Annotated in this window: 22 protein-coding genes; 17 read left to right on the top strand and 5 right to left on the bottom strand. The window is 68.0% G+C overall.

The genetic code is table 11. The features are described 5' to 3' along the window. Positions 1-192: 192 nt before the first annotated feature. The 3 genes from CPBF1521_RS01550 (at position 193) to gvpU (ending at position 3999) form a co-directional block, all read left to right on the top strand. Complete coding sequence (locus tag CPBF1521_RS01550) at positions 193-1653, top strand: AtzE family amidohydrolase (protein ID WP_115675687.1); 1461 nt, start codon at positions 193-195, stop codon at positions 1651-1653. Further along, positions 1653-3233: a gamma-glutamyltransferase gene (ggt, locus tag CPBF1521_RS01545; RefSeq protein WP_115675686.1), complete on the top strand. Its 1581-nt coding sequence runs from the start codon at positions 1653-1655 to the stop codon at positions 3231-3233. The genes CPBF1521_RS01550 and ggt overlap by 1 nt, the downstream gene beginning before the upstream one ends. Before the next feature lie 307 nt (positions 3234-3540). After that, positions 3541-3999: a gas vesicle accessory protein GvpU gene (gene gvpU, locus CPBF1521_RS01540; protein ID WP_104583975.1), complete on the top strand. Its 459-nt coding sequence runs from the start codon at positions 3541-3543 to the stop codon at positions 3997-3999. Between the two features lie 384 nt (positions 4000-4383). Here gvpU and CPBF1521_RS01535 read toward each other — a convergent pair whose 3' ends face one another. Continuing rightward, the gene (locus tag CPBF1521_RS01535) at positions 4384-5580 is read right to left on the bottom strand and encodes an MFS transporter (RefSeq protein ID WP_115675685.1); all 1197 of its coding nucleotides are present in this window, start codon (positions 5578-5580) and stop codon (positions 4384-4386) included. Positions 5581-6030: 450 nt separating this feature from the next. Beyond that, the gene (locus tag CPBF1521_RS01530) at positions 6031-6924 is read right to left on the bottom strand and encodes a LysR family transcriptional regulator (RefSeq protein ID WP_115675684.1); all 894 of its coding nucleotides are present in this window, start codon (positions 6922-6924) and stop codon (positions 6031-6033) included. A gap of 47 nt (positions 6925-6971) precedes the next feature. Between CPBF1521_RS01530 and CPBF1521_RS01525 the strand changes: the two genes are divergently transcribed. The 10 genes from CPBF1521_RS01525 to CPBF1521_RS01480 all read left to right on the top strand — a co-directional run bounded on the left by CPBF1521_RS01525 (position 6972) and on the right by CPBF1521_RS01480 (position 15252). Next, positions 6972-7229, top strand: a complete 258-nt coding sequence (locus CPBF1521_RS01525; RefSeq protein ID WP_115675683.1) for a hypothetical protein — start codon at positions 6972-6974, stop codon at positions 7227-7229. Between the two features lie 332 nt (positions 7230-7561). Further along, positions 7562-8833, top strand: coding sequence for an allantoate amidohydrolase (locus CPBF1521_RS01520; RefSeq protein WP_115675682.1), 1272 nt, complete (start codon positions 7562-7564; stop codon positions 8831-8833). After that, entirely contained in the window at positions 8823-10079 is a 1257-nt protein-coding gene (locus tag CPBF1521_RS01515) for a pyridoxal-phosphate-dependent aminotransferase family protein (protein WP_115675681.1), read from the top strand. The genes CPBF1521_RS01520 and CPBF1521_RS01515 overlap by 11 nt, the downstream gene beginning before the upstream one ends. Beyond that, complete coding sequence (puuE, locus tag CPBF1521_RS01510) at positions 10076-10966, top strand: allantoinase PuuE (protein ID WP_115675680.1); 891 nt, start codon at positions 10076-10078, stop codon at positions 10964-10966. The genes CPBF1521_RS01515 and puuE overlap by 4 nt, the downstream gene beginning before the upstream one ends. Continuing rightward, positions 10963-11358, top strand: a complete 396-nt coding sequence (hpxZ, locus tag CPBF1521_RS01505; protein WP_115675679.1) for an oxalurate catabolism protein HpxZ — start codon at positions 10963-10965, stop codon at positions 11356-11358. Before puuE ends, hpxZ begins: the two co-directional genes overlap by 4 nt. Continuing rightward, positions 11355-11846, top strand: coding sequence for a 2-oxo-4-hydroxy-4-carboxy-5-ureidoimidazoline decarboxylase (gene uraD, locus CPBF1521_RS01500; protein ID WP_115675678.1), 492 nt, complete (start codon positions 11355-11357; stop codon positions 11844-11846). Before hpxZ ends, uraD begins: the two co-directional genes overlap by 4 nt. Then, entirely contained in the window at positions 11843-13264 is a 1422-nt protein-coding gene (hpyO, locus tag CPBF1521_RS01495; protein WP_115675677.1) for an FAD-dependent urate hydroxylase HpyO, read from the top strand. Before uraD ends, hpyO begins: the two co-directional genes overlap by 4 nt. Then, complete coding sequence (gene uraH, locus CPBF1521_RS01490; RefSeq protein WP_115675676.1) at positions 13234-13593, top strand: hydroxyisourate hydrolase; 360 nt, start codon at positions 13234-13236, stop codon at positions 13591-13593. The genes hpyO and uraH overlap by 31 nt, the downstream gene beginning before the upstream one ends. Positions 13594-13697: 104 nt before the next feature. After that, on the top strand, positions 13698-14171 hold the full coding sequence (locus CPBF1521_RS01485) for a YehS family protein (protein ID WP_016901421.1): 474 nt from the start codon (positions 13698-13700) through the stop codon (positions 14169-14171). Positions 14172-14739: 568 nt separating this feature from the next. Next, a complete protein-coding gene (locus tag CPBF1521_RS01480; protein ID WP_147295405.1) occupies positions 14740-15252 on the top strand; it encodes a hypothetical protein in 513 nt (170 codons plus the stop codon). Positions 15253-15563: 311 nt separating this feature from the next. On the opposite strand, the gene CPBF1521_RS01475 is transcribed toward CPBF1521_RS01480, so the two are convergent. After that, complete coding sequence (locus CPBF1521_RS01475) at positions 15564-17681, bottom strand: methyl-accepting chemotaxis protein (RefSeq protein WP_164740025.1); 2118 nt, start codon at positions 17679-17681, stop codon at positions 15564-15566. Positions 17682-17863: 182 nt separating this feature from the next. Between CPBF1521_RS01475 and hrpB the strand changes: the two genes are divergently transcribed. Both hrpB and CPBF1521_RS01465 read left to right on the top strand, forming a co-directional pair. Beyond that, a complete protein-coding gene (hrpB, locus tag CPBF1521_RS01470) occupies positions 17864-20365 on the top strand; it encodes an ATP-dependent helicase HrpB (RefSeq protein WP_115675674.1) in 2502 nt (833 codons plus the stop codon). Positions 20366-20665: 300 nt separating this feature from the next. Next, complete coding sequence (locus CPBF1521_RS01465) at positions 20666-21097, top strand: hypothetical protein (RefSeq protein WP_104649576.1); 432 nt, start codon at positions 20666-20668, stop codon at positions 21095-21097. 401 nt (positions 21098-21498) lie between these two features. On the opposite strand, the gene CPBF1521_RS01460 is transcribed toward CPBF1521_RS01465, so the two are convergent. Next, complete coding sequence (locus CPBF1521_RS01460) at positions 21499-22071, bottom strand: pseudouridine synthase (protein ID WP_115675673.1); 573 nt, start codon at positions 22069-22071, stop codon at positions 21499-21501. A 356-nt stretch (positions 22072-22427) separates the two neighbouring features. After that, positions 22428-23282 carry a class I SAM-dependent methyltransferase gene (locus CPBF1521_RS01455; protein ID WP_053046057.1) on the bottom strand — a complete coding sequence of 285 codons (855 nt, stop codon included), beginning with the start codon at positions 23280-23282 and terminating at the stop codon, positions 22428-22430. 232 nt (positions 23283-23514) lie between these two features. On the opposite strand from CPBF1521_RS01455, the gene CPBF1521_RS01450 reads away from it, so the two are divergent. Together CPBF1521_RS01450 and CPBF1521_RS01445 are read left to right on the top strand one after the other, a co-directional pair. Then, positions 23515-24486, top strand: coding sequence for an aldo/keto reductase (locus tag CPBF1521_RS01450; RefSeq protein ID WP_115675672.1), 972 nt, complete (start codon positions 23515-23517; stop codon positions 24484-24486). A gap of 119 nt (positions 24487-24605) precedes the next feature. Further along, positions 24606-25634: an NADP-dependent oxidoreductase gene (locus tag CPBF1521_RS01445; protein ID WP_115675671.1), complete on the top strand. Its 1029-nt coding sequence runs from the start codon at positions 24606-24608 to the stop codon at positions 25632-25634. Positions 25635-25655 lie beyond the last annotated feature (21 nt).

Below are 25655 nucleotides of genomic sequence, written 5' to 3'. Positions count from 1 at the left end.
CTGAAACGCCGCGCCTGTCATCCACCTTGGTCGTGGCAGCAACCGCAGCTCACTTGACGCATCTGTGCATCCTGCACCATCCGCCGCAGCCCACCGGCCGGTTCAGCAGCGGCGCATTCGCACCACCTGCAGGCCGCGACATCGACTCCCGACTCCCAAATCCCGACTCCCAGCCCTCGACCAGGTGACCCCATGCAACTTCCAGCGCAGTGGCAGGCCGGCATCGATCGCAATACCGAGGTGCTGCGTGGCCACGCGCAGCTGCTCGCCAGCTTCAACGCCCCGCGCCCCGCCGCGCCGGACACCGCCACTGCGCGCGGGTTGATCGCCTCCATCGTCGGCACCACCCGCAGCCAGCCCACGCTGGCCGCACGCCATGCCACCCAGACGCTGGCGCGCATCAACCAGGCCAACGACAGCCTGCGCGCGATCACCCGCCTGCTGCCCGCACGCGCCGCCGCCGATGCCGCGCGCGTGCAGGCCGCGCTGGCCGGTGGCAGCGACGGCGGTGCGCTGGCCGGCGTGCCGTTCGTGGTCAAGGATCTGTTCGACGTCGCCGGCCAGGTCACTACCGCTGGTGCCGCCGTGCGTGCGCAGTGCGTGCCCGCCAGCCGCGATGCGGCCGTGGTGCAACGGCTGAGCGATGCCGGCGCGGTGCTGGTCGGCACCGCCAACATGGACGAGTTCGCCTACGGCTTTGCCACCGTCAACGCGCACTACGGCACCACCGCCAACCCGCACGATCACCGTCATCTGGCCGGTGGCTCGTCGGGCGGCTCGGCCGCCGCGGTGGCCGCCGGGCTGGTGCCATTCGCGCTGGGCTCGGACACCAACGGCTCCATCCGCGTGCCTGCCGCGCTGTGCGGTGTGTACGGCCTGCGTCCCACGCACGGCGCGCTGCCGCTGGAGGGCGTGTTCGGCTTCGTCGATGCGCTGGATGTGGTGGGCCCGTTCGCCACCTCCATCGCCGACCTGCGCCGCGTCTACGAAGTGATGCTGGGGCAGCCACTGGCCCACTGCACTGCCGGCAACTTGCGCATCGCCCGCCTGGGCGGCTGGTTCCAGCGCAACCTGGATCCCGCGCTGGACGCCGGCCTGGGCGGATTGCTCACCGCCTGCAATAGCACCGCCCTGATCGAACTCCCCGACGCAGAGCGCGCCCGCGCCGCCGCGTTCGTGCTCACCGCCGCCGAGGGGGGCCACCGCCATCGCGCCGGCCTGGGCACGCACGCCGAGCAATTCGACCCGGCCACCCGCGACCGCCTGCTCGCCGGCCTGCAACTGCCCGCCAGCGCGGTGGCCGATGCGCACCGCTTCGCGCAGTGGTTTGGCGCGGCCATGCAGCGCCTCTGGGACACGGTGGATGTATTGATCGCGCCGGCCACACCCTGCGTGGCACCGCGCATCGACCAGGACAGCATCCAGATCGACGGCCTGCCGGTGTCCGCACGCGCCAACCTGGGCATCTTCACCCAGCCGCTCGGCCTGGCCGCGTGCCCGGTGCTGGCCGCGCCGTTGCCGCGCCCCGATCGCCTGCCGCTGGGCGTGCAGCTGATTGCCGCACCCGGCCGCGAAGACCGCCTGTTCGCGCTCGCCGCGCACCTCGAACGCGACGGCCTGCTCGCCTTCAGCCCGCCAGCGGAGACACGCTGATGCTGCATACCTTGCGCGCACGCCGCGGCATGGTCGTGGCCCCGCATCACCTTGCCGCGCAGGCCGGGCGCGATGTGCTGCGCGACGGCGGCAACGCCATCGAAGCCGCCGTCGCCACCGCCGCCTGCCTGGCCGTGGTCTACCCGCACATGACCGGCATCGGTGGCGACGGCTTCTGGCTGATCCACGACCCCGACGGCCGCGTGCACGCCATCGACGCCTGCGGCCGTGCTGCACAGGCTGCGACCCTGGACTTCTATCGCGGCCACGCCAGCATTCCGTGGCGCGGCCCGGGCGCGGCCAATACCGTCGCCGGCACCGTCTCCGGCTGGGCGCTGGCCCTGCAACAGGCAGGCGGCGGCCTGTCGCTGCAGCGCCTGTTGCAGGACGCCATCCACCACGCCAGTGCCGGCGTGCCGGTCACGCTGGGCGGTGCGCAGATCGCCGCCAGTAGAAGCGCCGAGCTGCGCGTGCAACCCGGTGCCTACGCCAGCATCTTCGAACCGCACGGCGCGCCGCTGCACGAAGGCGCACTGCTGTATCAGACGCAGCTCGCACACACCCTGCAGCGGCTGGCCGACCAGGGCCTGGACAGTTTCTATCGCGGCGCACTGGCCGAGGACATCGCCGCCGACCTGCAGGCGCTCGGCAGCCCGCTGCGCGCGCACGATCTCGCAAGTCATCGCGCCGAGCCCAGCGTACCGCTCTCGGTCGCCATCCACGGCGCACGCCTCTACAACCACGCGCCGCCCACGCAAGGCCTCGCTTCGCTGCTGATCCTTGCCTTGTTCGATCGCCTGCAGGCCGAACACGCCGACAGCTATGCGCACCTGCACGGCCTGATCGAAGCCACCAAACAGGCCTTCCTGATTCGCGACGCGCACCTCGGCGACCCCGCCTGGATGACGCTGGACGCACAGGCGCTGCTCGATGACAGCGCCGCGCTCGATGCGCTCGCCGCACGCATCGACATGCGCAGCGCACTGCCCTGGCCGCAGCCCTCGCAGGCCGGCGACACCGTCTGGTTCGGCGCCATCGACGCGCACGGCCGCGCGGTCAGCTGCATCCAGTCCACCTATTTCGAATTCGGCTCCGGCCTGGTGCTGCCGCGCACCGGCATCACCTGGCAGAACCGTGGCTGCAGCTTCCGCCTCGCCGCCGACGGCTGGAACGCGCTCGCCCCGGGCCGCAAACCCTTCCACACCCTCAACCCTGCCCTGGCCACCTTCGACGACGGCCGCGTCATGGCCTACGGCACCATGGGCGGCGAAGGCCAGCCACAAACCCAGGCCGCGATCTTCTCCCGCTACGCGCGCTTCGGCATGCCGCTGCAACAGGCCATCACCGCACCACGCTGGCTGCTCGGCCGCACCTGGGGCGAAGACAGCACGTCACTGAAGCTGGAAGACCGCTTTGATCCGGCACTGGTACAGGCACTGCGCGATGCCGGGCATGCGGTGGAGCTGTTGCCCGCCTACACCTCGGTGATGGGACACGCCGGCGCACTGGTGCGCGAAGTGGACGGCGTGCTCAGCGGGGCAAGCGATCCGCGCTCCGATGGTGCGGCGGCCGGGTGGTGATAGTCGGGGCTTGTGGGCGTCCTGCATCTGCCTCGGTGAGGGGTGGACGTTGCCGGCAGCCAGCTGCGCCATCGCGCCGGAGCGGCGGCTTGCACGCTGGCAGAGACGAGCGCTAGCGATCAGGACTCCAGCCAGGGCGGAACATGGCATAGACTCCGGGCATGCTCTCCAAGGCGATGATGGCGGACCCAGCCGCGCCGATCGCTGCACAGGACGCGCTTGCTTTTTTGGGCATGCGGGGCGATGAAGAGGGATGTCGCCGCGCTTATTCGACACACGCATCAACCCTTCCACCAAGGAGAGCCACATGACAGAGCAAGACGACAATCAACCGAACCTGGAGGACGTCAAGCTGGCGTTCGACGGCCAGAGCGTGGATTGGTATCTGCAGAAGCTGGTTGCCACCGTCAACACCTCGAACGTGCAGTTCGGCATCACGCTGTTTGTCGAAGGCATCATCGTGTCGGGCCAGCTGGTCAGCGGGAAGCAGTACTTCGAGGCGTTTGCGCAGGAATTCTCTGCCGCCTATCCCGGCGATGCCGAGGAAAAAGAGGATATCCGCCGTGCGTTTGCCAGCCACGCCAGCATCTACGACACCGAAGAAGATGCCGAGCAGAGCAGCACGCCGCCGCAGTTCCTCCACCTGATCGACTCGCGGTGCTTCTCGCCCGGCGGCCAGCCCCTGCCCAGCAACCGTGGGGTGCTCTGGCGCGGCAAGCTCAATGCCGTGTCCGGCTTCACGCTGGGATCGCTGTCGGCGGATTGAGCCTGGCAAGCTCCACGTTGGTGTGAGGTGCCTGTCATCTCACAGTGGACTGTTGGAAATAACGCCAGGAGCACGCTCACGGCTGCACAGCTGCCAAGCGTGCTTGCGCTTGCTGACAACGGTGCGCTCGCCAACGCCTTCCGTTGGCTCTCGGCATCAGACCGGCGCTGCTCGAATGGCAGCAGCGCCGCGCAGCAATGCCGACGCAGACAGCTTGAGCATGGGCCGCGGGCTGTGGCCGATGGCAAACGTCACCGCCGCGCAAGGCACGCGCGCTCGTGGGCTTCGTGATGCGCTTCAGAAAATCCGCTACCGCCCTCGCGTCGTTGCGTGGCACGAACTGGCCTCCACGCACTGCGCGCTGCATCGCGCAATCGCCGGCACTCACGGCTGCAAACGATCGCCCCGCCCCGCAACCAGTGACGAGGCCAGCAGCAACACGCTGGCACCGACGAAGGTGGCGCCGATCGACACATGATCCAGCAGCACGCCGCCTGCGGCGCCGCCCAGTAGGATCGAGAGCTGGATTGCGGCCACCATCAGGCCACCACCGCTTTCCGGTGCGTCCTTGACGCAGCGGCTCAGCCAGGTGGACCAGGCCACCGGCATCGCCGAATTGAGCGTGCCCCAGGCAATCATCGCCACGGCCACGGCCCACACCAGATGGCCGGCCAGCAACATGCTGATGGTCGCCACACCCAATGCAACCGGCAGCACGCTGAGCAGGGTGAACAAGCGCTTGGGCACCAGCGCGGTGGCGGCATAGGTCCCGACGAATCCGGCCAGGCCCAGGCCGAGCAGCAGCAACGACAGCTGCGACACATCGACCTGCGCAACGGTTTCCAGAAACGGGCGGAAGTAGGTGAACGCAGAAAACGCGCCGGCAAACCCGAGCATTATCGCCAGCATGGCGCGCGCCACATACCCACGCTTCAACAAGGTGACGATGCCACCCAGCGAGGTGGCGCCCTGCGCGGGCATCGACGGCAGGCTGCGCCATTGCCAGAGAATGGTCAGCGCCACCAGTGGCAACATGCCCCAGAACACCCCGCGCCAGCCGATGGTGGCGCCCAGATAGCTGCCCAGGGGCGCGGCGAATGCGGCAGCGACCGCGTTACCGATGAATATGATGCCCAAGGCCTTGGGCACCGCATGCTCGGGCATGATGCGCATCACCGTGGCAGTGGACAACGCCCAGAACCCGCCGATGGTGATGCCGAGCAGCGCACGCGCCACCATCAACATGCCAAAGCTGTGCGCGTTGGCGATCAACAGCAGCGACACCAACATCACCCCGGTCAGGGCGAGCAACACATGGCGCCGGTTGAAGCGCGACGACAACGGTGCGACCAGCAGGCTGGCGGCCACCGCGAACAGGCCGGAGATCGAAATCGCCTGGCCGGCCATGCCGGCGCTGGCATGCAGATCGGCAGCGATTGGCGTGAGCAGGCTGACCGGCATGAACTCGGAAGCGATCAGCAGCGCAACGCAGAGCGACATCGAGCCGACCGCGCTCCAGGAACGGCGTGTTGCGACAGGTGCGGCGCGCGAAGATGGATCGGTGAGCAAACTGGCTTGCATAGTGGGCCCTTGTGCGAAGTAGGATGCGAAACGAACGCCACGCCGCAAACGCGCTGACGCGGCGCTCGATGGCGAACGTGGTGCCCGGAAGGAATGCGCTGCAGGCAGCGATGCACTGCATCGACCTGCCACCGCAGCGACGCACGACGGGCGCGATGCAGCAACGGATGCTGCGGCTCGTGCGTGCGTGTGTCTGGAGGTGCCGCAGCTTACGCAGGCAGTAGGCGGCGATAAAGCTGTTGGATCAGCACAGCCCTATGAAGCCGGCTCATCAACCGCGCATCCGTAGGTGATCGTGCAACGTGATGCGCCACCTTCGTTCGACACCGACTTCGGTTTGCGCGAGCGCAGCCCAGGCATGCGCCCATGCTGCGATCGCACCGGAACGATCGGCCGCTGCCAGCTGTGCAGGCTGCGCGCATCGGCGCTGCCGGCAACGCGGCAGATCCATCAGCCTTTGTAGCGCAAGGCGTCGACCACCAGGTTGAAGGCGGAGGAGGAATGTCGGCGGCTGGGGTAGAACGCGTGCAAGCCCGGCCAGGTCGGCGACCAGTCCTTCATCACCCAGCGCAGCCGCCCGGCCTTGATGTGCGGGCGCGCCAGATCCTCCTGCACGAGCGCGATACCGAAGCCGTCCACCGCCGCGTCCAGTGCTTCGTAAGTGCCGTTGAAGGTCAGCTGGCCGTCCACGCGCACGATGACTTCGCGGCCGTCCTTTTCCAGCTCCCAGGCATAGATGCCGCCGGCGGTTTTCATGCGCAGGTTGATGCAGCTGTGCGCGGTGAGGTCCTGCGGCGTCCTGGGAACGGGGCGGCGCGCAAGATAGGACGGCGCGGCGACGATGGCCATGCGCATGTCCGGCGCGATGCGCGCGGCGATCATGTCCTTCTCGACCTGATCGCCCAGCCGCACACCCAGGTCGTAACGGTCGGCGACGATGTCGGTCAAGCCGTTGTCGACCACGATTTCGACCTTGATTTCGGGGTAGTCGCGCAGCAGCCCGGACAGCTTGGGCCACAGGATCGCGCGCGCGGCGTAGTCGGTGGCGGTGATGCGCACGGTGCCTGCGGGGGTGTCACGCATGTCGCCGAGCGCAGCCAGCGCCTCCTCGATTTCCGCAAAGCGCGGCGCCACCGTCTGGATCAGCCGCTCGCCGGCTTCGGTCGGCGCCACGCTGCGGGTGGTACGGGTCAGCAGGCGCACACCCAGCGTCGCTTCCAGCCCGCGGATGGTGTGACTCAGCGCCGACTGCGAAACCCCCAGCTTGGCGGCAGCACGGGTGAAGCTGCCCTCGCGAACGATGGCGATCAGCGCCAACAGGTCCTTGAAGTTGTCGCGCGCCATTGGTGAATCTCTTTCATGGAATACGGGAAACTGTAGCAGCTGGTGCCATGGAGACCGCGTGGACTGCGCTTCTCCCGCTGGTGGCGCTGATGCAGCGCCTGCACGCGACGAGCGTGCTTGCAGTGGTGCGACCGCGCCAGCGATTTCTCGACCAGGTCGCCGGTCAGGAACTCCAGCCCGATGCAGTCGGCTGCCCAGCGCGGACAGGGGCGCTGCGCAAAGGTTCGGGTGAGGGGCAAATGGCAAAGCAGGCGATGTTCACTTCTGAAGCCGCGTGGCGGCGCGTTTGTCATTGCGAGGGCTGACAGCCCTGTGCGGCGCCCCCTCGTCCGCCCTGCGGGCTCCTTCTCCCGGCGGAAGAAGGGAGACAACGCAGTACCAGCTGCCTGTCGCATTTTTTGCAACGCGCACCCCTAAAAAAACCGCTTTGGGGTGACAGGGCCGGTTCGTATAGTCGAATCGACAGGCGCCGCCTGCCACGCGCGCCTGTCGCCACGATGTCACCGGGCAATCGCCGGGCAATGGACCGCCCAGCGTGCTCACCCTTTCACGCCGCCTGCGGAGGCCTCATGCACCAGTTCCTGTCGCATCGCGGTCCTGGCAGCGCCGGCAGAACACCACATTCGCACGGCACCCCATGCTGAGCGCGCAACGCACCTCATCCGCCCCCTGCTCGGGCGCACGCGCGGTTGCCCGCTGCGATGCCCTGGGACTGGCGCCCTACAGCGACACACCCGCCGGGCTGTTCCGCGCCTGGCTCAGCCCGGCGCATCGCGCCGCCGTTGCACAGGTGGGCCAGTGGATGCACCAGGCCGGCATGCAGGTGCGGCTGGATGCAGCGGCCAATCTGGTCGGGCGCTACGAAGGCGCACGCGCCGACGCACCGGCGCTGCTGATCGGCAGCCATCTGGATAGCGTCCGCGATGCCGGGCGTTACGACGGCCCGCTCGGCATCCTGCTCGGCATCGAATGCGTCGCCACGCTGCATGCGCAGGGGCGGCGCCTGCCGTTCGCGATCGAGGTGATCGCCTTCGGCGACGAAGAAGGGTCGCGCTTTCCTGCCTCGATGTTCTGCAGCCGTGCAGTTGCCGGCACGCTCGACCCCGCCACGTTGGCGGTCACCGATGCGGCCGGCATCGACGTGGCCAAAGCGCTGGCGGAGTGGGACCTGGATATCGCCCAGATCCAGCAGGCCGCACGCGCGCCCGGGAGCGTGCTGGCCTATCTGGAAACCCATATCGAACAAGGCCCGGTGCTGGAAGCGGCAGGCCTGCCGGTCGGCATCGTCACCGCGATCGCGGCGCAGCGGCGCTTTGCGCTGCGCTTCGACGGCCGCGCCGGCCACGCCGGCACCACCACCATGGCCCTGCGTCGCGATGCATTGAGCGCCGCTGCCGAGGCCCTGCTGGCGATCGAAGGGATTGCACGCACCGGCAGCGACGATCTGGTCGCCACGGTCGGCAAGCTCAACGTCGCACCCGGCGCCACCAATGTGGTGCCGGGCCGGGTGGACTGCACGCTGGACGTGCGCGCCGGCGACGACGCAACGCGCGATGCGGCGGTGCAGGAGATCGAACGCGCACTGGCCCGTATCAGCAAAACCCGCAACATCGCCATCGCCATCGACCCGTTGCAGACCTTGGCCGCCAGCCCCTGCGCACCGACGCTGATGACCCGTCTGCAACACGCAGTCGCTGCACAGGGCATCGCGCCACGCCAGCTGGTGTCCGGCGCCGGCCACGATGCGATGGTGATGGCCGCGCTCTGCCCCACCGCGATGCTGTTCGTGCGCTGCGCCGGCGGCATCAGCCATCATCCGGACGAACACGTGGCCCCGGCCGATGCCGAGCTCGCACTGGCGGTCATGCGCCACTTCATCGAACACCTGGGAGATCCCCTTGTCACCTGATCTGCGTCACCTACCTACCTTCGGCGAGCTCGATCCCCCGCAACGGCTGTTGATGGGCCCGGGCCCGGTCAATGCGCATCCGCGTGTGCTGCGCGCGATGGCGGCCGACCTGCTCGGCCAGTTCGACCCGGAAATGACCACCTACATGAACGAGGTGATGGCGCTGTACCGGCCGCTGTTCGGCACCGAGAATCGCTGGACGTTTCTGGTCGATGGCACCGCGCGCGCCGGTATCGAAGCGGCGCTGGTGTCGCTGGTCAGCCCGGGCGACCGCGTGCTGGTGATCAACTTCGGCCGCTTCGGCCTGCTGCTCACCGAAATCCTCGGCCGGCTCGGTGCCGACGTGCACACCGTGGATGCGCCCTGGGGCGAAGTGGTGCCGCTTGCTGCAATCGCCGAGGCGATCGAGCGCGTGGCCCCCAAGCTGGTCGCCACCGTGCATGGCGACACCTCCACCACCATGGCCCAGCCGCTGGATGGGGTGGGCGCGCTGTGCCGCGCGGCCGGCGCGCTGAGTTACGTGGATGCCACTGCCACCATCGGCGGCATGGAGATCGCCAGCGATCGCTGGGACGTGGACGTGGTCACCGGCGGCCTGCAGAAATGCCTGGGCGGGCCGTCCGGCTCGGCACCGATCACCGTCTCCAACGCGGCGGCCGAGGCCATCTTCGCGCGCCGCCATGTCGAACGCGGCATCGTGCGCGCCGACATCGTCGACGGCAGCGGGCCGCGCATCGCCTCCAATTATTTCGATCTGGCGATGATCATGGATTACTGGTCCGACAAGCGCCTCAATCACCACACCGAAGCCACCACCATGTTGTACGGCGCCCGCGAATGTGCGCGCGTGGCGCTGCAGGAAGGCCTGGATGCCCGCTTCGCCCGCCACGCCGCCGCCGGGCGTGCGGTGAGCGCGGGCATCCGCGCGTTGGGGCTGGAGGTGTTCGGCGACGATGCGCACCGCATGAGCAATGTCACCGGCGTGGTGATTCCACCCGGCATCGACAGCGATGCGGTGCGCCGACGCATGCGCGAGGATTTCGAGATCGAGATCGGCACCGCGTTCGGCCCGCTGCAGGGCAGGATCTGGCGCATCGGCGCAATGGGCTACAACGCGATGAAGCACAAGGTGCTGATCACCCTGGCCGCGCTGGAAGCGGTGCTGCGCGCCGAAGGCTACGCCTGCACACCGGGGCTGGCGGTGGACGCCGCCCTGGCGGCCTGGCACGCGGAGCCGCATGCATGAACACCGCGCGCGACCTGGTCGGCTATGGCGCCACCCCACCTGCGGTGCAGTGGCCCGGGGGCGCACGCATCGCGGTGCAGTTCGTCATCAACTACGAAGAGGGCGCGGAAAACTGCGTGCTCAACGGCGATGCCGGCTCGGAAGCCTTCCTGTCGGAAATGGTCGGCGCCCAGTCGCAGCCCGGCGCGCGCGCCATGGCGATGGAAAGCCTGTATGAATACGGCAGCCGCGCCGGCTTCTGGCGGCTGCATCGGCTGTTCACCACGCGCAATGTGCCGGTAACCGTGTTCGGCGTGGCGCAGGCCTTGGCCTCCAATCCCGAGGCGGTGGCCGCGATGCAGGCGGCCGACTGGGAAATCGCCAGCCACGGCCTGCGCTGGATCGACTACCAGCGGGTGGACGAGGCCACCGAGCGCGCGCATATCGCGCAGGCCATCGCCGTGCACACCCGTGTCACCGGCAGCCGCCCACTGGGCTGGTACCAGGGCCGCACCAGCCCCAACACCGCGCGCCTGGTCGCCGAAGAAGGCGGCTTTGTCTACGACGCTGACAGCTATGCCGACGATGTGCCGTATTACGACACGCGCCACGGCCGCGCGCAGTTGATCGTGCCGTACACACTGGACGCCAACGACATGAAGTTCGTCGCCTACAACGGCTTTGCCGATGGCGAGCCATTCTTTCGTTACCTGCGCGATGGCTTCGAGCAACTGCGCAGCGAGGGCGGCCGCATGCTGTCGGTCGGCCTGCACGGGCGCATCGTCGGCAAGCCGGCGCGTGCCGCGGCCCTGGCACGGTTTATCGATCACGTGCTGGCCAGCGGTGATGCCTGGATTGCGCGCCGCATCGATATCGCGCGGCATTGGCTGCAGGTCCATCCGGCATGAGCATCGACACCACCGACATCGACCTGCCCGAGGTAATCGCGCAAGTGACCGCGGCCTTCCACGCGTACGAACAGGCCCTGATGGACGACGACATCGCCGCAATGGACGCGCTGTTCCACCCCGCACCCAGCACGGTGCGCTACGGCGTGGGCGAAGTGCTGTACGGCATCGAGGCGATCCGTGCCTTCCGCATCGGCCGCGGTGGCTCGCCGCAACGACAGCTCGTGCATGTGGAAGTGCATGGCTTCGGTCGCGACTTCGCCACCACACATGCGGAATTCGTTCGTGCCGGCAGCAGCGCGCGCGGCCGCCAGAGCCAGAGCTGGGTACGTTTTTCCGACGGCTGGAAGGTGGTGGCCGCGCATGTCTCGCTGCAGGGGACGCATGCATGAGCGTGATCGACGACAACATGCTGGACGATGCCGCCTTCGTGGCACGCTACCGCGAGCTGTTCGAGCATTCGCCGTGGGTGGTCGAACGCGCCGCACGGCGGCGCCCGTTCGCCGATGTGTACCGCGGGCTGATGCAGGTGGTGTTCGACGCGTCGCAGGAGGACCAGGTTGCGTTGATCCGCGCCCATCCGGAGCTGGCCGGCAAGGCGGCGATCGACCGCACGCTCACCGCCGCGTCGGCGGCCGAGCAGGCCGCGGCCGGATTGGACAGGCTCAGCGACGCCGAGTTCAAGCGCTTCCACGCGCTCAATCAGGCCTATCGCCACCGATTCGGATTTCCGTTCGTGATCTGCGTGCGGCTGCACGACAAGGCCGGCATCCTGGCCGCACTGGAACGCCGGCTGGATGCATCGCGCAGCGAAGAACTGTCCACCGCCCTCGCCGAGATCGGCAAGATCGTTCACCTGCGCCTGGAGGCACTGCCATGAGCCTGGCCCAACTCGAACGCGAGCTCCACCACGATCTGCAACGCCTGGCCCACGGCGGCGATGCATGGACGCAGCCGCGCGTGCATCCGGCCGGGCACGTGTATGACGTGGTCATCGTCGGCGCCGGCCAGAGCGGCCTGGGCGCGGCATTCGCACTGCAACGCGAGCGCGTGCACAACGTGCTGGTCATCGATGAAAACGCCGCGGGGCAGGAAGGTCCGTGGGTGACCTATGCGCGCATGCAGACCCTACGCACGCCCAAGCAGATCACCTCGATCGACCTGGGCGTGCCTTCGTTGACCTTCCGCGCCTGGTGGGAAGCCCAGCACGGCAGCGCCGGCTGGGACGCGCTGGACAAGATTCCACGCGGCAGCTGGATGGACTATCTGCGCTGGTACCGCGCGGTGCTGCGCCTGCCGGTGCGCAATGCCACCCAGCTGGCGCGCGTGGAGCCGGACGTGGCGCCGGGCATCCACCGCCTGCATCTGGCCATGGGCGCGCCGCTGCTCACGCGCAAGCTGGTCCTGGCCACCGGCATCCAGGGCGGCGGCCAATGGATGGTGCCGGACTGGATCAGCCGCGCCCTGCCCGCGCAGCGCTACGCGCACACCTCCGGCCACATCGACTTCGCCGCGCTGGCCGGCAAGCGCGTGGGCATCCTGGGCGGCGGCGCCTCGGCATTCGACAATGCCTGTTTCGCGCTGGAGCAAGGCGTCGCCAGTGCGGAGGTGTTCGTGCGCCGCAGTGCATTGCCGCGCATCAATCCGTTCCGCCACATGGAACAGGCCGGCATCATTCCGCGCTTTCTCACGCTGCCGGATGCGGACAAGTACCGGATGATGGCCAGCTTCTTCGCACACAACCAGCCGCCGACCAACGACACCTTCCAACGCGCCTGCGCGCATGCCGGCTTTGCGCTGCACCTGGGCGCGCCGTGGCTGGAGGTGGCCGAGCGCGATGGCGAAGTAGTGGTCCGTACGCCGCAGGGCGAGCATCGCTTCGACTTCCTCGCCGTTGCCACCGGCCTGGTCACCGACCCGCAGCTGCGCCCGGAACTGGCCGCGCTGTCCGGGCGCATCGCCTGCTGGGCCGACCGCTACCAGCCGCCGCCGGGCCAGGCCAATCCGGTATTGGATGCACATCCCTACCTGGGGCCGGGCTTCGAACTGCTCCCGCGCACGCCCGAGGATGCCGCGCTGCTGCACGGGGTGTTCGCCTTCAACTATTCGGCGCTGATCAACCACGGCCCGTCGGCGGCGGCGCTGTCCGGGCTCAAGGTCGCGCTGCCGCGGCTGGCCCGCGCGGTGGCCGATCAGCTGTTCCTGGACGACCGCCAGGCCATCGTCGACAGCTACCTGGCTTACGACCAGCCCGAGTTCATCGGCCAATGGCCGCAACCGACCCAGGCGGTGGCATGAGCACGCTCTCCACCCACGTGCTGGATACGGCCACGGGCCGCCCCGCCGCCGGTATCGCCTTGCGCCTGTTCGCCGGCGCCGGCCTGCACTTTGCCGGGGTCACCAACCAGGACGGGCGTTGCCCCGAACTGGCCGCGCTCACGCTGCAACCCGGCCGCTACCGGCTGGAGTTCGAGGTGGCCGGCTATTGGCGTGCCACCGGCACCGCACTGCCGGACCCGCCATTCCTGGAGCAGATCCCGATCGCGTTCGGCATCGCCGACGACGGCCATTACCACGTGCCGCTGCTGCTTTCGCCGTACGGGTATTCCACCTACCGCGGCAGCTGAGCGGCAGCCGCTTCGGCAACGGACCGGCGGAGCATACGCCGCGTTGCGCATCGGCCCCGTAGAATGGCGCCTTTCCGGCGACAGGCCGGGGCCCCGGAATTGTCATGATCCACAACGATGTACTGCGCAGCATCCGCTACATGCTCGACCTCAGCGACGACAAGGTAGTGGAGATCACCCACCTGGCCGACCCGGAGTTCGCGCTCGACAAGCCGCAGGTACAGGCCTGGCTGAAGAAGGAGGACGAGCCCGGCTTCGAGCCCTGCACCGACGCGATGCTGGCGCGCTTCCTCGACGGCCTGGTGCTGCGTTTCCGTGGCCGCGACGAAAGCCAGCCGGTACGTCCGCTGGAAACCCGTGTCGGCAACAACCTGGTGCTGAAGAAACTGCGCGTGGCCTTCGAGCTGAAAGACGTGGACATGCACGCCATCTTCGCCAGCGCCGGCTTCCCGCTGTCCAAGCCGGAACTGTCCGCGCTATTCCGCCAGCCCGGCCACAAGAATTTTCGCCCCTGCGGCGACCAGCTGCTGCGCGCCTTCCTCAAGGGCCTGACCGCCCGGATGCGCGAAGCGGGGTGATGTCTGGGTGGTGAGATTTGCCTGGCCTTTTGCCGTGTGTGTCACCAGCAACGCGTGGCAAGCACAACTTGACGTCCTTCAACAACCGTCGAGTGCGCAACAGCCGACCCTGCTCCCGTCTGTTACCCCCGCTGTCATCGCACGTGCTTGGACAGCGCGGATAGATCCGTTGCAAAGCGGCTGATCTGCGGCTTGGCTGCAGGGCCCTTGCCTGCCCACCATCGCGGGACACGCCGCAAGTACGTCCGTGTAGGCTCTGGCGCGGCATCCATGCCGCTCAAGGTCCCGCGACGGTGGGCAGGCAAGGACCAAGCGAGATTGCAGGCAAAGTGCGCCTGCTCGCCGCGGCGCGTAACGCAAATCCAATGGCGCTGTCGATACGCTCGCGTTCAGCGCACACGGACGTGATCGGATGGAACCTGCAACACAGCACCGTCCACGCGATCGGCAAGGCGAACCCGCCCTTGCTATCTTGTTGGTGCTCGCACTGCATGGTGTATTCGCGCTTTGGCTAAGCCGCATACCGCCGGTCGCTGTAACCGATCGCCAGCGCAGCAGCTCACCGCGCATGACGCTGGTGTTTTTACCGCGCCCGCTGCAAGCAGCCGGTCCACAGGCATCACCGCCCGGCATGATCACTCGGTCGCCATCGTCGCGACGCGTGGTAAATACAGCGAGCGCTGCGATGCCTCGCAGCACGCAAACACTGCCACAGGTGGACATGCGTCGATCAGCACGCTCATCAGACAGCCCCATCGCTACATCTGGTAATACTTCGCAGTCGTTGAATCTTTCACTACCGGCCACCGTCGTCGATACGGCAACGCCCACACGCAATTTCATGCAACGCGCCGCGCCGGTGGACTATCAGGCCACCCGCTTTGCTGGTGACTGGACGCCGGACGGCGGCGAGATTCAGCAGACCTGGGCCTTTCGTTCCAAGCTCGCCGGTGCCGCGCTGTCGCTGACCGGCGCGCTGGAACGACCCTGCAACCAACGCGAGCGCGATCAGCGATTGCGCAGATGCTTCGGAAAGCAGTACCAGGGCGATATGGATCCGCCAATCACGCGAGCGAAGTGACAGGACTGCAGAGTCTTCCCTAACCCAGGTCCTTCCACGCCGTTGATCAGTGAGACCGGAAACGGCATCACTACCGTCTCCGGGCCATCAAAAGGCCACGCGGACCTTGTTAGATTAGGCGAAACCGCTGACTTGCAAGGTCCAGGCATGATTATGTCGCACCTCAACAAGCCCTCATCAAAAACAGATACGCGCTTTTTTTATCATTCCGTACAAGCCTACGCACTGACGACTGCTGCTCTACGCACTTCGGCGCGAAGGGGCCCGATCAGGAGCTCCCTCGCACCGACGGCAACCACGACATTCGTCGGTCACGCCGCAGCCGCCAGGCGCGGCCGGCGTGCATCCAGACGGAACACCGCTACCGCTTCGCTCAGTTCCACCGCCTGCTCTTGCATTGCACGTGCCGCGGCGGAGGCCTCTTCCACCAGTGCGGCATTGCGCTGGGTGGTTTCGTCCATGTCGTTGACCGTGCGGGCGACCTGCTCGATGCCGGACGACTGCTCGCGCGATGCCGCGGAAATTTCCGCGATCAAGGTGGTGACCTGCTGCACCGACTGCACGATCTGCTGCATCGTCTGCCCGGCCTGATCCACGCGCGCGCTGCCACGCTCCACGCTGTCCACCGAGGCATCGATCAGGTGCTTGATCTCCTTGGCCGCGCCGGCCGAACGCTGCGCCAGCGCGCGCACTTCCGAGGCGACCACGGCAAAGCCTCGTCCCTGTTCGCCCGCCCGTGCGGCTTCCACCGCCGCGTTCAAGGCCAGGATGTTGGTCTGGAACGCGATGCCGTCGATAACGCTGATGATCTCGGCGATCTTCTTCGACGAGACCTCGATCTCGCCCATGGTGTCGACCACGCTGGCTACCATCTCGCCGCCGCGGCCGGCGATCTCCGCGGCCGCCTGCGCGCCGCGGCTGGCCTGCTGCGCGGTGTCGGCGTTCTGGCGCACGGTGGAGGTGAGCTCTTCCATCGAGGCGGCGGTTTCTTCCAGGTTGGCGGCCTGCTGTTCGGTGCGCTGCGCCAGGTCGTTGTTGCCGGCAGCAATCTCCGCCGAGGCGGTGCGGATGGTCTGCGCGGCCAGGGTGATGTCGCCGACGATATCGGTCAGGCGCTGCACGGTGGCGTTGGCATCGTCGCGCATGCGCGCGAACACGCCTTGCTGGTTGCCGTGCATGCGCGCGGTCAGGTCGCCATCGGCAATCGCCTTGAGCAGCTGCGACAGCTCGGCCAGGTTCTGGTCCACGTTCTGCATCAGGCCGTTGACGCCGCTGACCATGGCGCGGAATTCGAACTGGTAGGCCTCGGCGTTGCCACGCGTGGCGAAGTCGCCGGCCGCAGCCGCGTCGACCAGGCCACGGATTTCGCCGTTGATCGCCGCCAGGTTGCGCTTGGTGGTGTCCATCGCCTCGGTGATCTGCGCCTTCTCGCCCGGCAGGCGCGGCATGTCCACCGACATGTCGCCCACGGCGTAATGCTGCATCACCTGCAGCATGTTGCCGATCAGACCGACCTGTGCGCCGATCAGGCCATTGGTGTCGTCGACCATGCGGCCGTACGCGCCCGGGAAGGCCTGCGCGTCCATGCGGTAACTCATCTGCCCGGCTTCGTGGCGCTGCGCCATGTCGGCCTGCGCGGTGGAGACATCGCTGAGCGTGTTGACCACCTGGCCCATGGCCTGGCCGAGCAGACCGATTTCATCGCGATTGCTGACCGCTGCACGCGCCGACAGATCGCCGGCTGCCACCTGGCGCGCCGCGCGTGCGACGTGTTCGATCGGGCGCACGATCGAGCGACGGATCCACCAGCCCAGCACCGCCACCAGGCACAACGCCGCCACGATGGTGGCCACCGCCGACAGCACCAGCTTGTGCTGCGCCGATTGCGAACCGGCCAGCACCGCGGCATCGGCCAGGGTCTTGCTGCGCGTCACCAGCGCTTCCAGCGTCTGGCTGGGCGCGCGGTCCTGGCCCTTGACCAGCTGGTCGCCGACCTGGGTGTCGTAACCGGCTTCGGCAAACCTGCCCAGCGCTGCTTCGTAGTGGCGCTGCAGGCCCAGATGCGCCTTGGCAAAGTCCTGCGCCAGCGTCCGCACCTGCGGGTCCCGGGTTGCCTTGGCCAGCGCCTCGGTGCCTGCCTGCACCTTCCTGCCCTGCTCGCGGAAGGCGCCCAGGTGCTTGTCCAGCTGCGCCGGGTCGCGCCCGCGGATCAGGACGTTCTTCCACTCCTGCACCTGCAGGCGGAAGTCGCGGGTGATCTCCTCGCTGCTGGAGGCCTGCGCCACCTCCGGCGGTACCTTGCCCGACAGGCTCAGCCACGCCGTGCCCAAACCACCGAGGGCACACAGCAGGATGACCGACAGACCCAGCGCGAGCGCGCCGAGCAGCTTGCTTTGCAGGCTGACGAATTTCGGTGTGGCAACAGACATGGGGCATCCAGAGTGGGAATTGCACCGGTTATCGACAGGTGTATTACCGATCTGAAGCAGTGCCCGGCGCCAGAATCTGCCTTGAATGCCCAAAGAGGTGAGCACTTCCGGATTCCCCGACAGGCTTCACCCGTCCGCCCGACCATCGCGCCATCGGTGGCGGCCCCGTATCCTTCCCGCGCATGACCGAGCCTGCTTTTCCGATCTCCCCCCTGCTGCCGCAGCTGTGCGACAGCCTGGCCACCCATCCGCGGCTGGTGCTGGAAGCCCCTCCCGGCGCCGGCAAGACCACCCAGGTGCCGCTGGCCTTGCTGGACGCGCCATGGCTGGCCGGTCGCAAGATCGTGATGCTCGAACCGCGCCGCGTGGCCGCCCGCAGCGCCGCCGTGTTCATGGCGCGCCAGCTGGGCGAGCCGGTCGGCGAGACCGTGGGCTACCGCATCCGCTTCGAGAACAAGACCTCCGCGCGCACCCGCATCGAGGTCGTCACCGAGGGCATCCTGACCCGCATGATCCAGGACGACCCGATGCTGGAGCACGTCGGCGCGCTGCTGTTCGACGAATTCCACGAACGCCATCTGGCCGGCGACCTCGGCCTGGCGCTGGCGCTGGACGTGCAGGCGCAGGTGCGCGAAGACCTGCGCATCGTGGCGATGTCGGCCACGCTCGATGGCGAACGCCTGGCCGGCTTTCTCGACGCGCCGCGCCTGAGCAGCGCCGGGCGCAGCTTCCCGGTGGAGGTCGCGCACTTCCCCGCGCGCCGCGACGAAGCGCTGGAGCCGCAGACCCGACGCGCGGTGGAACACGCCCTGGCCGCCCATCCGGGCGATGTGCTGGTGTTCCTGCCCGGCCAACGCGAGATCGCACGCGTGCACGGCGCCCTGCAGGACGTGCTGGACCCGGCGGTGCAGGTGCTGCCGCTGCATGGCGAGCTGTCGGTCGAGGCGCAAAGCCAGGTGCTGCAGCCGGACCCGTCGGGGCGCCGCCGCGTGGTGCTGGCGACCAATGTGGCCGAGTCCTCGGTGACCCTGCCCGGCGTGCGCGTGGTCATCGACAGCGGGCTGGCGCGCGAGCCGCACTACGACCCCAACAGCGGTTTCTCGCGGCTGGACATCACCACCATTGCGCAGGCCTCGGCCGACCAGCGCGCCGGCCGCGCCGGCCGCGTGGCCAGCGGCTGGGCGTACCGGCTGTGGCCGCAATCGCAACGGCTGGAGCCGCAGCGGCGCGCGGAGATCACCCAGGTGGAACTGGCCGGCCTGGCGCTGGAACTGGCCGCCTGGGGCAGCGCCGCGCTGCGTTTCGTCGATGCACCGCCGGCCGGCGCGCTGGCCGCCGCGCACGAGTTGCTGCAGCGGCTGGGCGCACTCACCGGCAGCGGCGGCATCACCGCGCTGGGCCGGCGCATGCTCGCGCTGGGCACCCATCCGCGCCTGGCCGCGATGCTGGTGCAGGCCGGCGATGCGACCCGCATGGCGCTGGCCTGCGACCTGGCCGCCTTGCTGGAAGCACGCGACCCGCTGCATCAGGGCGGCGATGGGCTGGCCGCGCGCTGGCGCGCACTGGCTGCCTTCCGGCAGGGCCGCAGCGCGCACGATGCCAACCGCGGCGGCCTGGCCGCGATCGACAGCGCCGCCAGGCAATGGCGACGCCGGCTGCGCTGCGACAGCGCCCCGCCTGCCAGCGTGGAGGCGCATGCACTGGGCGACCTGCTCTCGCACGCCTTCCCCGACCGCATTGCCGCGCGCCACCCCAACGACCCGCTGCGCTACCTGCTCGCCAACGGCCGCAGCGCGCGCCTGTTCGACCACAGCGACCTGCGCGGCGAGCCGTGGCTGGTCGCCAGCGAACTGCGTTACGAAGCCAAGGACGCGCTGCTGCTACGCGCCGCGCCGGTGGATGAAGGCTACCTGCGCCGCAGCGTGCCAGAGCGCTTCGTGCAGCAGGACCTGGTGCAATGGGATGCGGACAAGCGCGCCCTGGTCGCGCGCCGGCAATCCAGCTTCGACCGCATCGTGCTCGACAGCCGCCCGGCCGGCCGCGTCGATCCGGCGCAAGCCGCCGGCGCCCTGACCGAGGCTGTGCGTCAGCTGGGCCTGGATGCCTTGCCCTGGACCGACGGCCTGCGCCAATGGCGTGCCCGCCTGCAGTCGTTGCGTGCCTGGATGCCCGAGCTGGCGCTGCCCGATCTGTCCGATACGGCGCTGCTGGACACGCTGGACACCTGGCTGCGCCCGGCCTTCGCCGGCAAGACCCGCCTGGATGCGCTGGACGACGCCACGCTGGGCGAAGCACTCAAGGCCGCCCTGCCGTGGGACCGCCGCCAGTTGATCGACCGCCACGCGCCCACCCGCATCAGCGTGCCCTCGGGCATGGAGCGGCAGATCGTCTACGCCCTCGACCACGCCGGGCAGCCGTTGCCGCCGGTGCTGGCGGTCAAGTTGCAGGAACTGTTCGGCCTGGCCGAAACCCCGCGCATTGCCGACGGCCGCATCCCGCTGACCCTGCATCTGCTCTCGCCCGGCGGGCGCCCGTTGCAGGTCACCCAGGATCTGAAGAGCTTCTGGGTCACGACCTATCCGGATGTCAGGAAGGAGATGAAGGGGCGGTATCCCAGACATCCGTGGCCCGACGATCCTTGGACTGCGACTGCAACCCATAGAGCAAAACCACGTGGCACTTGAGGCCCCTCTCCCCGCGGGAGAGGGACTGGGGTGAGGGTACGAGCGAAGCCACCTGCGGTGGAACAACGCGAGGGCTTCGCCCGTACCCGCATCCGCCCTTCGGGCACCTTCTCCCGGTGGGAGAAGGGAAGCGACGCGCATGCGCATCGCTCTGTTATTTACCGCTACTCAGACGCCCGCGCCAATGCGCCCCACCGCATTACTTAACCGCAAGCCAAACAAGCTCCACCACCGCTAACACGGTCTATACGCATCAGCCCACACACTGCGGCCCACGTACTCAGAAAGGAAACGCCTCCAATGAGCAAGCTGACTGTGATCACCGAACGCGCCCTGGAGCGTGCCCTGGAACTGGCTGGCAATGCTGGCGACCACTTGCGTCACGCCGCATCCAATGCTGGTGATCAGGCCCGTCATGCAGGCAGCAGCCTGCGTCATTTCGGCCCGGGCGCCAGCGAATGGTTGAAGACCGGCGCAGCACTGGGTGCCGTGCGGACCGGCGGCAAGGTCGTTGGCAAAGTGGTCAAGCGCAACCCGGCCGTCACCGTGGCTGCTGCCGTCGCCGGCCTGGGCCTGATCGGTTATGCCGTGTATCGAAAGCGCCAGCGTGACCAGCAGCTCCCCGGCGGCAACGTGCACCGCCTGGATCGCGAAAACGCCAGCAATGCCAGCGCACGTCGTGCGGCCTACCAGCGCCGCGGCGCAGTGACGCCGAGTGACGGCATCGAATAAGCCGTCCTTCCAGGCACAAACAAAAACGCCACGGCCCTGCGCCGTGGCGTTTTTGTTTGTGGATGACATCGGCACGACCACCTCGCTAAGTCATCGACACCCACTCGCGCGGTCGAGGAATGCGGCACACCATGTGCGGGTCCAGACCATCACCGACCACGTGGGTCGCATTGCCTGTCCACACCCGCGCCCCTCTCACCAAGCATGCCCTGAAGCACTGCAGATCGAGGCATCGTTGGAATGGATCGGCCATCCAGACACACGCAACCGTTGCATCCTTCCTGCGTTGCCAATCCAGCGGGTAATGCTGCATGGGCGGTGCAGTAAAGCGACCGGTGTACTGAATGCATCAACTCAGCGTCGCGTGCGGTGAAGCTACCGCGGTACCGGATGCATCAGGCTCAGCGTCGCGTCCTGCCCGGCCGCGCGGGATGCGGCTGTTCGACGCGCCATTGGCCGGGCGCAAGCGCATCCAGTCTCCAGTCGCCGATCGCCACGCGGATCAGACGCAGGGTCGGAAGGCCGACCGAGGCGGTCATGCGCCGCACCTGGCGATTGCGGCCTTCGGTGATCTGCAGTTCCAGCCAGGCATCGGGCACGGTCTTGCGGGCCCGCACCGGCGGATCGCGGGGCCACAGGTCCGGTGCCGGGTCGAGCCTGCGCACCTTGGCCGGACGGGTCGGGCCGTCGTTGAGCAGCACGCCATCGCGCAAGGCCTGCAGGTGCGCAGGCGCCGGGTCGCCTTCCACCTGCACCCAATAGGTCTTGGGTTGCTTGTGGCGCGGGTCGGTCAGGCGATGCGCCAATGCGCCATCGTCGGTCAGCAACAACAAGCCTTCGCTGTCGTGGTCCAGACGGCCCGCCGCGTACACATCGCCCGGCAGGCCGAATTCGGCCAGCGTGCGTTTGGGCGGCTGCGAGCGGTCGCTGAATTGCGACAGCACGCCATAGGGTTTGTTCAACAACACCAACATGCCAGTCCTGTTGCGCAAGAGCGTTGCATGCCACGCGCGTGGCGCGTGGGTCGTGCACCGGATTGAAGAAATCGCGCCGCGCGCGACGCCGAGGCGCTGCACCTGCCTGCAACGGCGATGAACGCTGACGCAGCAAGCATCGCGACGCGGGCGCTGCTGCAGCATTGGCCTGCTGCGGGCGACCACCGCAGCGTCGGCCTGGCTGGCCGTCACGGCGCTGGCCGCGCTATCTGTATGGCTGTGCGCCTGGTAGCGCCGTCATCGCATGGCGCACGTCATTCCAGCAGCGACGCACCACGACGGACCGCCAGAGACCTGCACGCCGACGCGCAATGCGTCGGCATGCAGGCAAAGCCTCACTGCTTGACGAACTTCAGGGTCATGCGGTCGCTCTCGCCGATCGCCTTGTACTTGGCATCGTCGGCCTTGTCGTGGCTGTTGCTCGGCGGCAAGGTCCACACGCCACCGGGATAGTCCTTGGTGTCGCGCGGATTGGCATTGACCTCGCTCTTGCCGGCCAGCTTGAACCCGGCCGCTTCGGCCATCGCAATCAACTGCGCCTGGCCGACATAGCCGCTCTTGTCGTCGGCCGGCACGTCGGCCTTGGCTCGGTGCTCGACCACGCCAAGCACACCGCCGGGCTTGAGCACCTTGTAGAAGCCGGCAAACATCGCCTCGGCATTGCCGGCCATGCGCCAGTTGTGCACGTTGCGGAAGGTCAGCACCAGATCGGCCGAGTTATCCACGCCGAACGAGGGCGTCTTGGGCACATAGGAGACGAACGACGGCTTGCCGTACACCTGCGGCTTGGCGGCAAACTTCTTCTCCAGCTCGTCGCGCCCGCGCTGTGCCGAATCGCGGCCACGGCCTTCCGGCACCGCCGCCGGGTCGACCACTGCCGCCACGTACTTGCCCTTGTCGCGCAGGTACGGCGCCAGGATTTCCGAGTACCAGCCGCCGCCCGGCGTGATTTCGATGACGGTCTGGGTCGGCTTGATGCCGAAGAACGCCAGCGTCTGGCCCGGATGACGATAGACATCGCGCTGCACGTAGACACGATCGCGCCAGTTGCCGTCGATGGCTTTCTGCAGCGCCGCGTCGGGCGCCGGCAGGCTGGCGCTATCGGCCGGTTTCATTGCCATTGCCAGTGGCGCGCTCATCGCCACTGCCATCCCCACCACACATGCACACACCAGCTTGTTGCGGATCATCGCAGCGCCCTTTACGGGAAAAAGTAGCGCGAGCCTAGCATGCGGCCGGAAGCCTGCCATGTGCATGGATCAAGGCGCCGCATGACGCGCCGCACCAGGCGCGGCGTGCCACATGTTCAAACGACGTGAGTCGATGAGGGCGATCTGCGGAACGCAGAATCCACGCAGGTGTCACACGCAACATCGACACGCATGACTATGCTGTCGGCAGTTCGAATCAGGAGCATCCGTGATGACCCATTCCCGCGCGTTAGGCCGCTCCGGCCTGCAGGTTCAACCGATCGTGTTCGGTGGCAATGTGTTTGGCTGGAGCGCCGACGAGGCGACCTCGTTTGCGTTGCTCGATGCCTTCGTCGATGCCGGTTTCAATCTGGTCGACACCGCCGATGCGTACTCCGGCTGGGTGCCGGGCAACCGCGGTGGCGAGTCGGAAACCATCATCGGGCGCTGGCTCGCACGCAGCGGCAAACGCGACAAGGTATTGATCGCCACCAAGGTGGCCAAGTGGAGCGAGCATCCGGGCCTGTCGCCGGAGAATATCGCAGCTGCCGTGGACGATTCGCTGCGTCGTCTGCAGACCGATGTGATCGATCTGTACCAGGCGCACGAAGACGACGCATCGATTCCGCTGGAAGCCACGCTGGCCGCGTTCGGCCGCTTGATCGAACAGGGCAAGGTGCGCGCAATCGGTGCGTCCAACTACAGCGCCGCCCGCCTGCGCGACGCCCTGGATGTTTCCGAGCAGTACAAGCTGCCGCGTTACGAAAGCCTGCAACCGGAATACAACCTCTACGACCGCGCCGGCTATGAAGCCGAGCTGGAGCCGCTGGTGCGCGAGCGCGAGCTCGGGGTGATCAGCTACTACTCGCTGGCCAGCGGCTTTCTGACCGGCAAATACCGCAGCGCCGACGACGCCGGCAAGAGCAGCGCGCGTGGCGCCTCGGTGGTCAAGCAATACGTCAATCCGCGCGGCCTGCGCATCCTGCAGGCGCTGGACGATCTGGCGGCCACCCACACTGCGACGCCGGCCCAGATCGCACTGGCCTGGCTGATCGCGCGTCCGGGCCTGACCGCACCGATCGTCAGTGCCACCAGCGTGACCCAGTTGCACGATGTGCTGGCCGCTGCACAGGTATCCCTGAGCGCCGATCAGATTGCACAGCTCGATGCCGCAAGCGCCCCCGATCCGGCCGACGCGGCCTGACGCATCGGTTTGCAGCACGCGCGCATCGCAGCGACGGACACAGGTCTTCCCGCGTGCAGCCGCCAGCGCGGCTGTGCCTTCCGGCCGCGTACGCGCGGCCCTTTCCGCAAGGAATCCCCATGACATCGATCACCAACCGCCGCATCGTGCTGGCCTCACGCCCGCACGGCGAGCCGAGCGCCGACAATTTCCGCATTGAAGAGGTTGCCCTGCCGCCCACCGGGCACGAACAGATCCTGGTGCGCAACCGCTTCCTGTCGCTGGACCCGTACATGCGCGGACGCATGGACGACGGCCCGTCCTACGCCGCACCGGTGGAGATCGACGCGGTGATGGAAGGCGGCACCGTCGGCGAAGTGCTCGAATCGCACCATGCCGGCTATCAGCCCGGCGACCTGCTGGTGCTGCCCGGCGGTTGGCAGAGCCATAGCCTGCTCACACCCACAACGCCATTGCGCAAGCTACCCAAGGACGATGGCCTGCCGCTCAGCACCGCGCTCGGTGTGTACGGCATGCCTGGCTTCACCGCCTACGCCGGCCTGCACGAAATCGGCAAGCCGCAGGCCGGCGAAACCCTGGTGGTGGCGGCGGCCAGCGGGCCGGTCGGCGCCACCGTGGCCCAGCTGGCGCGCCTGCAGGGCCTGCGCGTGGTGGCCATCGCCGGTGGCGAGGAAAAGGTGCGGTATCTGCGCGAGGTGCTGCGTGTGGATGTGGCACTGGACCATCGCGCCGACGACTTTGCCGAGCAGCTGCGCGCGGCCACCCCGAACGGGATCGACGTCTACTTCGAGAATGTCGGCGGCAAGGTCTTCGACGCGGTACTGCCGCAATTGAACGACTTCGCGCGCATCCCGGTCTGCGGCGTGATCGCCACCTACAACAGCCGCGGCCAAGCCTCACCGGGGCCGGATCGCCTGCCGGAGTTCATGGGGCAGGTGCTGCGCAAGCGGCTGACCGTGCGCGGCTTCATCCAGCACGATTTCATCCGCCTGATGCCCGCCTTCCTGCGCGAGATGGGCCAGTGGCTGCGCGAGGGCCAGATCCAGTACCGCGAACACGTCCTGCACGGCCTGGACAGCGCCCCGCAGGGCCTGATCAGCCTGCTGCGCGGCGAGAACTTCGGCAAGGCCGTCGTTGCCCTCGACTAGCTCGACTCGCAGCGCCGGATA

The organism is Xanthomonas euroxanthea (assembly GCF_900476395.1).
Taxonomy (GTDB): domain Bacteria; phylum Pseudomonadota; class Gammaproteobacteria; order Xanthomonadales; family Xanthomonadaceae; genus Xanthomonas; species Xanthomonas euroxanthea.
The sequence above is the reverse complement of the archived record's forward strand: the minus strand, read 5'-3'. Positions and strand labels throughout refer to the sequence as shown.